The organism is Pseudokineococcus basanitobsidens (assembly GCF_037482545.1).
GTDB lineage: Bacteria > Actinomycetota > Actinomycetes > Actinomycetales > Quadrisphaeraceae > Pseudokineococcus > Pseudokineococcus basanitobsidens.
The window spans coordinates 21512-27905 of record NZ_JBBIAA010000034.1 but is presented as its reverse complement, the minus strand read 5'-3'; the positions used below and the strand labels follow the sequence as shown (position 1 = coordinate 27905).

6 protein-coding genes and 2 pseudogenes are annotated in these 6394 nt (G+C 73.1%); 5 read left to right on the top strand and 3 right to left on the bottom strand.

Annotation, left to right across the window (positions count from 1 at the left end):
- Positions 1-1482: pseudogene (locus tag WDZ17_RS17545) on the bottom strand (hypothetical protein); the annotation flags it as partial.
- The gene (locus tag WDZ17_RS16095) at positions 1479-2219 is read right to left on the bottom strand and encodes a TnsA-like heteromeric transposase endonuclease subunit (RefSeq protein ID WP_339576197.1); all 741 of its coding nucleotides are present in this window, start codon (positions 2217-2219) and stop codon (positions 1479-1481) included. The gene WDZ17_RS16095 and the pseudogene WDZ17_RS17545, both read right to left, overlap by 4 nt.
- A 95-nt stretch (positions 2220-2314) precedes the next feature.
- Between WDZ17_RS16095 and WDZ17_RS16090 the strand changes: the two are divergent.
- The 4 genes and pseudogenes from WDZ17_RS16090 to WDZ17_RS16075 all read left to right on the top strand — a co-directional run.
- Positions 2315-2737: pseudogene (locus WDZ17_RS16090) on the top strand (integrase core domain-containing protein); the annotation flags it as partial.
- Positions 2738-3088: 351 nt separating this feature from the next.
- Complete coding sequence (locus tag WDZ17_RS16085; RefSeq protein WP_339576196.1) at positions 3089-3259, top strand: hypothetical protein; 171 nt, start codon at positions 3089-3091, stop codon at positions 3257-3259.
- Positions 3256-3450 (top strand): hypothetical protein, encoded by a 195-nt coding sequence (locus WDZ17_RS16080; RefSeq protein WP_339576195.1) that lies wholly within the window; start codon positions 3256-3258, stop codon positions 3448-3450. Before WDZ17_RS16085 ends, WDZ17_RS16080 begins: the two co-directional genes overlap by 4 nt.
- 148 nt (positions 3451-3598) lie before the next feature.
- Positions 3599-3835 carry a type II toxin-antitoxin system VapB family antitoxin gene (locus WDZ17_RS16075; protein WP_339576194.1) on the top strand — a complete coding sequence of 79 codons (237 nt, stop codon included), beginning with the start codon at positions 3599-3601 and terminating at the stop codon, positions 3833-3835.
- Between the two features lie 45 nt (positions 3836-3880).
- Here the strand turns inward: WDZ17_RS16075 and hepT are convergent, their stop codons facing one another.
- A complete protein-coding gene (hepT, locus tag WDZ17_RS16070; RefSeq protein ID WP_339576193.1) occupies positions 3881-4690 on the bottom strand; it encodes a type VII toxin-antitoxin system HepT family RNase toxin in 810 nt (269 codons plus the stop codon).
- Positions 4691-4802: 112 nt separating this feature from the next.
- On the opposite strand from hepT, the gene WDZ17_RS16065 reads away from it, so the two are divergent.
- Positions 4803-6272, top strand: coding sequence for a M14 family zinc carboxypeptidase (locus WDZ17_RS16065; protein ID WP_339576192.1), 1470 nt, complete (start codon positions 4803-4805; stop codon positions 6270-6272).
- Positions 6273-6394 lie beyond the last annotated feature (122 nt).

Genomic DNA, 6394 nt, shown 5'->3' with positions numbered 1-6394 from the left:
CGCCTCGAGCTCGGTGACGTAGAAGAACGCCTGCCCTTCGACGCCTTTGCCGCGGCTGGCGACGTCGGGGCCCTTGTAGGCCGGCAGGTGCTGCAGCAGCCCCTGGCGCAGGGTCCGGAAGAACCGCTCCACCGTCGGCTTGTCGGTCGGCTTGCGGGGGATCGCCGGCTGCACCGTGACCCCGAGCCGGGCGCAGACCCCCAGCNGGAAGAACCGCTCCACCGTCGGCTTGTCGGTCGGCTTGCGGGGGATCGCCGGCTGCACCGTGACCCCGAGCCGGGCGCAGACCCCCAGCACGTGCGAGGACATGTACGCCTTGCCGTGGTCGATGACGATCGCCTCCGGCATGCACGCCGGCAGCCCGCCCACCCGTGCCTGGGACACCCCGTCGGGGACCTCGGTGCCGACCAGCACGTTCACCGGCACCCCGTGGAAAGGCCACATCCCCTTACGCCCAGCACCGCGGCCGCCATCGAGACCGTCGCCGTCCTCGTCGTCGTCGGTGGGCGGGTCCAGCGGCAGCCCCGCCAGCGCCGCAGGCGGCTGCCCGACCGGTGCGGGGTCCTGCGGGGTCACGCACTGGAACAGCACGTTCGCGACATCCTGGGAGGTCGTGGAGATCGGCGACAGCCGCAACCCCAGCACGCACCGGGTGTAGAGGTCGAGAGCGACGGTCAGCTCCACCGGCACCCACCGCAGCGTCACCGGCTCCATCGCGAAGACGTCCAACGGCGTCGAGTCCAGCACCACGTACTCACCCGGCCGCGTCGCCACCAGCCGCCCGAAGACCCCCTGCGGCCGAGCCGCCACTGACCGGCGACCCTTCGCGCTGCCGAACGCGTGCCGCCCTTTCGACAGATGCTTCAGACGCCGGTAGGCCGTGGCCTTCGACGGCAGCGGCACCGTCCCGGCGCCGTGCTCGGCGTCCAGCTCACGAGCGACGCGGGCTATCACCACGCTCATCGTCGGGGTCGAGGCGTCGACCAGGTCGGCCAGCACCCGCAGGCAGGCGGTGTCCCAGCGCGGGTCAAGGCCGCTGCTGTACTTGCGCAGCAGGCGGCCGTCAGCCAGCCCCGCCACACCGCGGTCCCGGTAACCGGCCACCCGACGTCGCAGGGTGCGGACGGAGATCCCGAGCTCGGCAGCCTTAGCCTCGTACCGCTGCTGGTGGGAGGCCGGGTCCGAGAGCACCTCCGGGTGCCTCAGCAGCTCGCGCACATGCTTCGCCTGCTCCTCCAAGGACGCCAGCTCAGCAGGCGGAAGCGCGCTCAGGAAGACGGACGCCAGCTCCTCGTCCTTCGTCAAACCTGGCTGCTCGCCGTTGAGCAACGACGCACCCGTCACCGCCGACGTCGCCACCGTGCGCAGACGTTGACCGCACGAGAGCGTCACCGTGGCCGCGGTCACCTCCTGCACCGTCCACACCGCGCCCTCGAACCACAACTGGGTCCCCGGGGCCAGGTCGACGGTGCCCCCGCTCATGACGCGTCCTGCGCCCAGGCGATGACCGTCGCGTCGGACAACGGCACCTGCAGGTCGGCGACCCAGGCGCCGGACCACAGCAGCCACCTGGTCACCGGCGCCGCCAGGCCCGCCGGTACGCGCGGCGCTGAGGCGGAGAGCACCTCGCCGAGCGTCATCCCGGTCAGCGCGACGCGTTGGACTACGTCCAGCGCGTCCGGGTCCACCAGCTCCGGGCGGCGGGTGCCGCCGAGCCAGCGGACGTTGTCCATCAGCACCGCCGATGCGCCGGACCAGACCTCGTAGCGCCAGCCCTTCGCCGCGCACAGCCGGCCGGTCCAGGCGAAGACCTCAGCGACAGCCGGCACGTCGACGAAGGCGGCAGGCTTGACGTCGACCAGGGCGAAGGAGCCATCGGCGTGCTGCAGCAGCAGGTCCGGTGCGTGCCGGCGCCGGACCGGCCCGTCGTGTCCGCACAGCCACACCGGCTGGCTGGCGATCCACGCCACCGTCGGGTCGAGGTCAGCCAGCCACAGCCGGTCCAGCTCCAGCCGGCTCTCGTAACCCACGTGCGCGGCGGTGGTCGCCGACCAGAAGGACCCGGGGTAGTGCCGCTGCCCCGCGTGCGAGGGGATCCGCCGTACTGGCAGGCCGCGCACCGCCTCGTCCCCGTCCAGGGCGTCCCAGGTCGTGACGACGTCCTCACCGACGGCGCTGACGTACCGCACCTCGATCGCCGACGAGCCAGCGGTGGCCACAGACGGAGAGTCCTCCAGTGACAGGTACATGGACCAGTGACACGCCGGTGACAACAAGTTGAGAAAATGACAGTTGCGACGCGTTCCTACAGCTGCGCACCGACCTGGCCCTGGACGCCCTCGAGATGGGGCTGTGGACCCGCCGCAAGAAAGGTGCCGATCTGAGCGGAATGGTGCACCACTCGGACAAGGGCTCTCAATACTTGGCGGTGCGGTACACCCAGCGACTCGCGGAGGCCGGCGCAGTCGCGTCCGTGGGGTCGACCGGCGATTCCTACGACAACGCCCTCGCGGAGGCGTTCAACTCGTTGTTCAAGGCCGAGCTGGTCCGCAACAAGGGCCCGTGGAAGAACATCGACGACCTCGAGATCGCCACCGCCGAGTACATCGACTGGTACAACCACCGGCGCCTGCACGGCGAGCTCGGCCACGTCCCACCGGCCGAGTACGAAGCCGCCCACCACCAAGCCCACCCCGCTCCGGCTACCGTCGGAGCGTCACTTCAGAGCCTCCACTGAACCCGGGGCGAGACAGAGCCCCTTCGACGACGACCCGGACATCACGTACCGGTTCACGACCGGGGAGCCTGGTGACGACGCCCTCTACGTCGAGCTGAGCGGCGCCGTCGACGCCGTCCTGTGCCAGCAGGTCGACCGGCAGTACCCGCCGTGCCGCCAGCTACCCGTCGCGACCGGCTCCCTCTACGAGGGCTCGTCGACCTACTACTGGCTCTGCGCGGACGGCGTCGTCGAGGTCAGCGCGGATGGTGTCGACGAGGCGACCGTGCTGGCGCTGCTGGCGTCGGCGGAACCGGCCACGCGAGAGGAGCTCGTCGCCCGGGACCGGTGAGTCCGATCGGTGGGAGCGACGTGCTGGTCGCGACCGGCTCCCTCTACGAGGGCTCGTCGACCTACTACTGGCTCTGCGAGGACGGCGTCGTCGAGGTCAGCGCGGATGGTGTCGACGAGGCGACCGTGCTGGCGCTGCTGGCGTCGGCGGAACCGGTCACGCGAGAGGAGCTCGTCGCCCGGGACCGGTGAGCCCGATCGGTGGGAGCGACGTGCTGGTCGCGACCGGCTCCCTCTACGAGGGCTCGTCGACCTACTACTGGCTCTGCGAGGACGGCGTCGTCGAGGTCAGCGCGGATGGTGTCGACGAGGTGACCGTGCTGGCGCTGCTGGCGTCGGCGGAACCGGCCACGCGAGAGGAGCTCGTCGCCCGGGACCGGTGAGCCCGATCGGTGGGAGCGACGTGCTGCCGGCGCGTGGCTCTGACGGCGGCTACGTCCCCTCGTCCGTCACGCTCGGCCCTCGGTGCGAGGCCGACGTCGCCCTGGTCGACCGCTCATCACGAGCGAACGCAGTCCTACGCTGGCGCTCGTGCGGACGACGCTCGACCTCGCCGACGAGCTCATGGCCGCAGTGGCGGCGAGGGCCGGCAAGAAGGGGCGGACGGCGGCGAGCATCGTCGAGGAGGCGCTGCGCAGCTACCTCGGCGCGGGGCGTACGGCCGACGCGATCGAGCCGTTGCCGTCGTGGGGTTCCCCCGACGGTCGGGTGCTCGTGGACCTCGGCCACCGCGACGCCGTCCGCGCCGCCCTCGACGGGCCGGCGTAAGCCTACTGGCGTCCCCGGGCGAACGAGCCGATCACCGACATCGGCTCACCGCGACCGCGGCAACCAGTCCGTGAGGCTCCGGACGAAGGTCCGGAGGTCGGACACGTCGGCCAGCCGGGCGAGGACGACCCCGTCGTCGACGACGGCGTAGTCGTGCACGAGGACGTCCCGGAAGCCGACGGCACGCCGGACCGCGTCTGCCACTGCTGCCGGCACTGCGCCGTGGACCGCGAGCAGACGGACGGCGTCACCGTCGTCCGCGGGCGGGCCCCAGCCCTCGGAGGAGCAGACGTGCTGCGCCGCGTCGACGCACGCCTCGATCGCCGTGACGAAGGTGTACTTCACGCCCCTGAGCCACATCGGGTCATGACGCCGGGCCTCGTCCGCACCGGCCTCGCGCTCGAGCTGGGCGACGTCGTCCGTCACCGACCGCAGCAGCCGCAGCACGCGGGTCTCATCGACCACGCCGCACCCCTCGGCGAACTCGGCGTCGGCGCGGCGGATCCGGGGCAGCTCGTCGAAGTAGACGGTGCGCGTCGTCGCCTCCCAGTGGACCCGCTCGGCGGCGTCGGTCTCGAAGAGCAGCCGCCCCTCGACGGCGACGCGCCCCCGCAGCACCAGCGGTGCGAAGTTGAGCACCAGCAGGTCCACGCCCGGCGGCAGCAGCACGTCGAACGACGCGGGCGGGTCGGCGGGCCACCACGCGGCGACGTCGACGTCGGAGTCCTCGCGGGCGTCCCCGCGCGCCCGGCTGCCGTGGAGGTAGGCGAAGGAGGCGCCGTGCTCGCGCAGCACCGCGAGGACGCGGGCGTCGACGGACGCGACGGGGTCCGCGCCGGCTGCTCCGATCTCCACGTCGTCGAGTCTGGCACCGAGCAGCCCCCGAGGCCCCGAGCCGGACGACGGCGCGGTCGCCCGCACTAGCGTCGCGCCCGCTCCCGCACCGCCGACCGACGAGGCCTCACTCATGACGACCCCGCCGCCCGCCTGGGCCGCCGAGGTGCTGCGTCGTGCCACGTCGGTGCCGCCGATTGACGCCTTCCCCGGCGTCGACGAGCTGCTGCGGGACTTCCACGCCCTCGCCGAGGAGTTCCCGTCGCTCGTGCGCCCCAGCCGGGTGGGCACGTCGCAGCTGGGGGAGCCGCTGGAGTGCTTCACCGTCGGCGACGCCGTCCACGCCGCGGGTGGCCCGCCCGGGCCGCAGCACCTCGTCGTCGGCGGCGTCCACCCCAACGAGCCGGTCGGCGCGCACACCGCGCTGCACCTGGCGCGGCTGCTCTGCGAGGACGACGACCTGCGGCACCGGCTCGGTGCCACCTGGCACGTCGTCCCGTGCGTCGACCCCGACGGCGCGCGGCTCAACGAGGGCTGGTTCGCCGGGCCGTTCGACCGGGGCACCTACGCCCGCCACTTCTACCGGCCGGCGCCGCGCGAGCAGGTCGAGTGGTCGTTCCCGTTCTCCTACAAGGGCGCCTACTTCGACCAGACGATCCCGGAGACCTTCGCGCTCATGCGGCTCATCGACGCCGTCCAGCCGCGGCTGCTCGTGAGCCTGCACAACGGCGAGATGGGCGGCGTCTACTACTACCTGACCCGCACGCTGCCCGGCCTGGTCGACGTCCTGCACGCGCTGCCGGACGCGCTCGGCCTGCCGCTGGAGCGCGGCGAGGCGGAGGACCCGCTGGCGCAGGTCTGGGCCGACGCCGTCTACGGGATGGCGGACGTGCGGGCGCACTACGACCACCTGGAGGGCCTCGGGCTCGACCCGGTCGCCGCCGTCGCCGGGACCTCGAGCGCCGACCACGCCGCGCGCTACGGGACCCTCAGCGTCGTCGCCGAGCTGCCGTACTGGGCGCACCCCGCCGCCGCGGACGTCTCCGGCAGCGGCCGGCGCTACGCGGACGTGCTGCGCGAGAAGGCGGACGGGCTGCGGGACAGCGGCGCCCGGCTCGTGCACCTGCTGGCGCAGGCGCTGCCCATGCTCGACGTCGAGACGCCGTTCCTGCGCGCCTCCCGCGCCTTCGTGCCGATGCTCGGGCACGTCGCGGAGCACGAGGCCGCCCGGGCGAGCCTGCCCGAGTCCGACCGGCCGGCGACCGTCGCGGAGGTGTTCAGCGCGCAGGACCTCGTGCGCTGCTTCCGGCTGCGCTACGGCGGGATGCTCGTGCGGGCGCTGGCCGCGCCGGTCGCGGCGGGGACGGCGCCCGCGGCGCTCCGGCGCCTGCACGCCGAGGCGGCCGAGGTCTACGAGACGTGGCAGGCGGAGGCCGCCGAACTCGAGGGCACCGAGCTGCTGCCGATCGCCACGCTCGTCGGCGTCCAGCTCGGGTCGGCGCTCGCCGCGGCGTTCGCGCTGGAGGACGAGGCGCGGACGACGACGGTCGCTGGCCACCGCGACGGGCCGCCGGCCGGCGGCGGTCAGCGGACGGAGGCCTGACCGGGAGGGTGGACCGGGGGATATTCTCCGCCGCTGCGCATGGGCTCGACGTCCTCGGTCACAAGGTCTTCCCTCCGACCGCAGGCGACGTCCGGACGTCCCTGTCGACCCACCACGCCTAG

Excerpts from the sequence above, each read along its gene's own strand:
- WDZ17_RS16065 (WP_339576192.1), top strand. The coding sequence starts at position 4,803 with ATGACGACCCCGCCGCCCGCCTGGGCCGCCGAGGTGCTGCGTCGTGCC.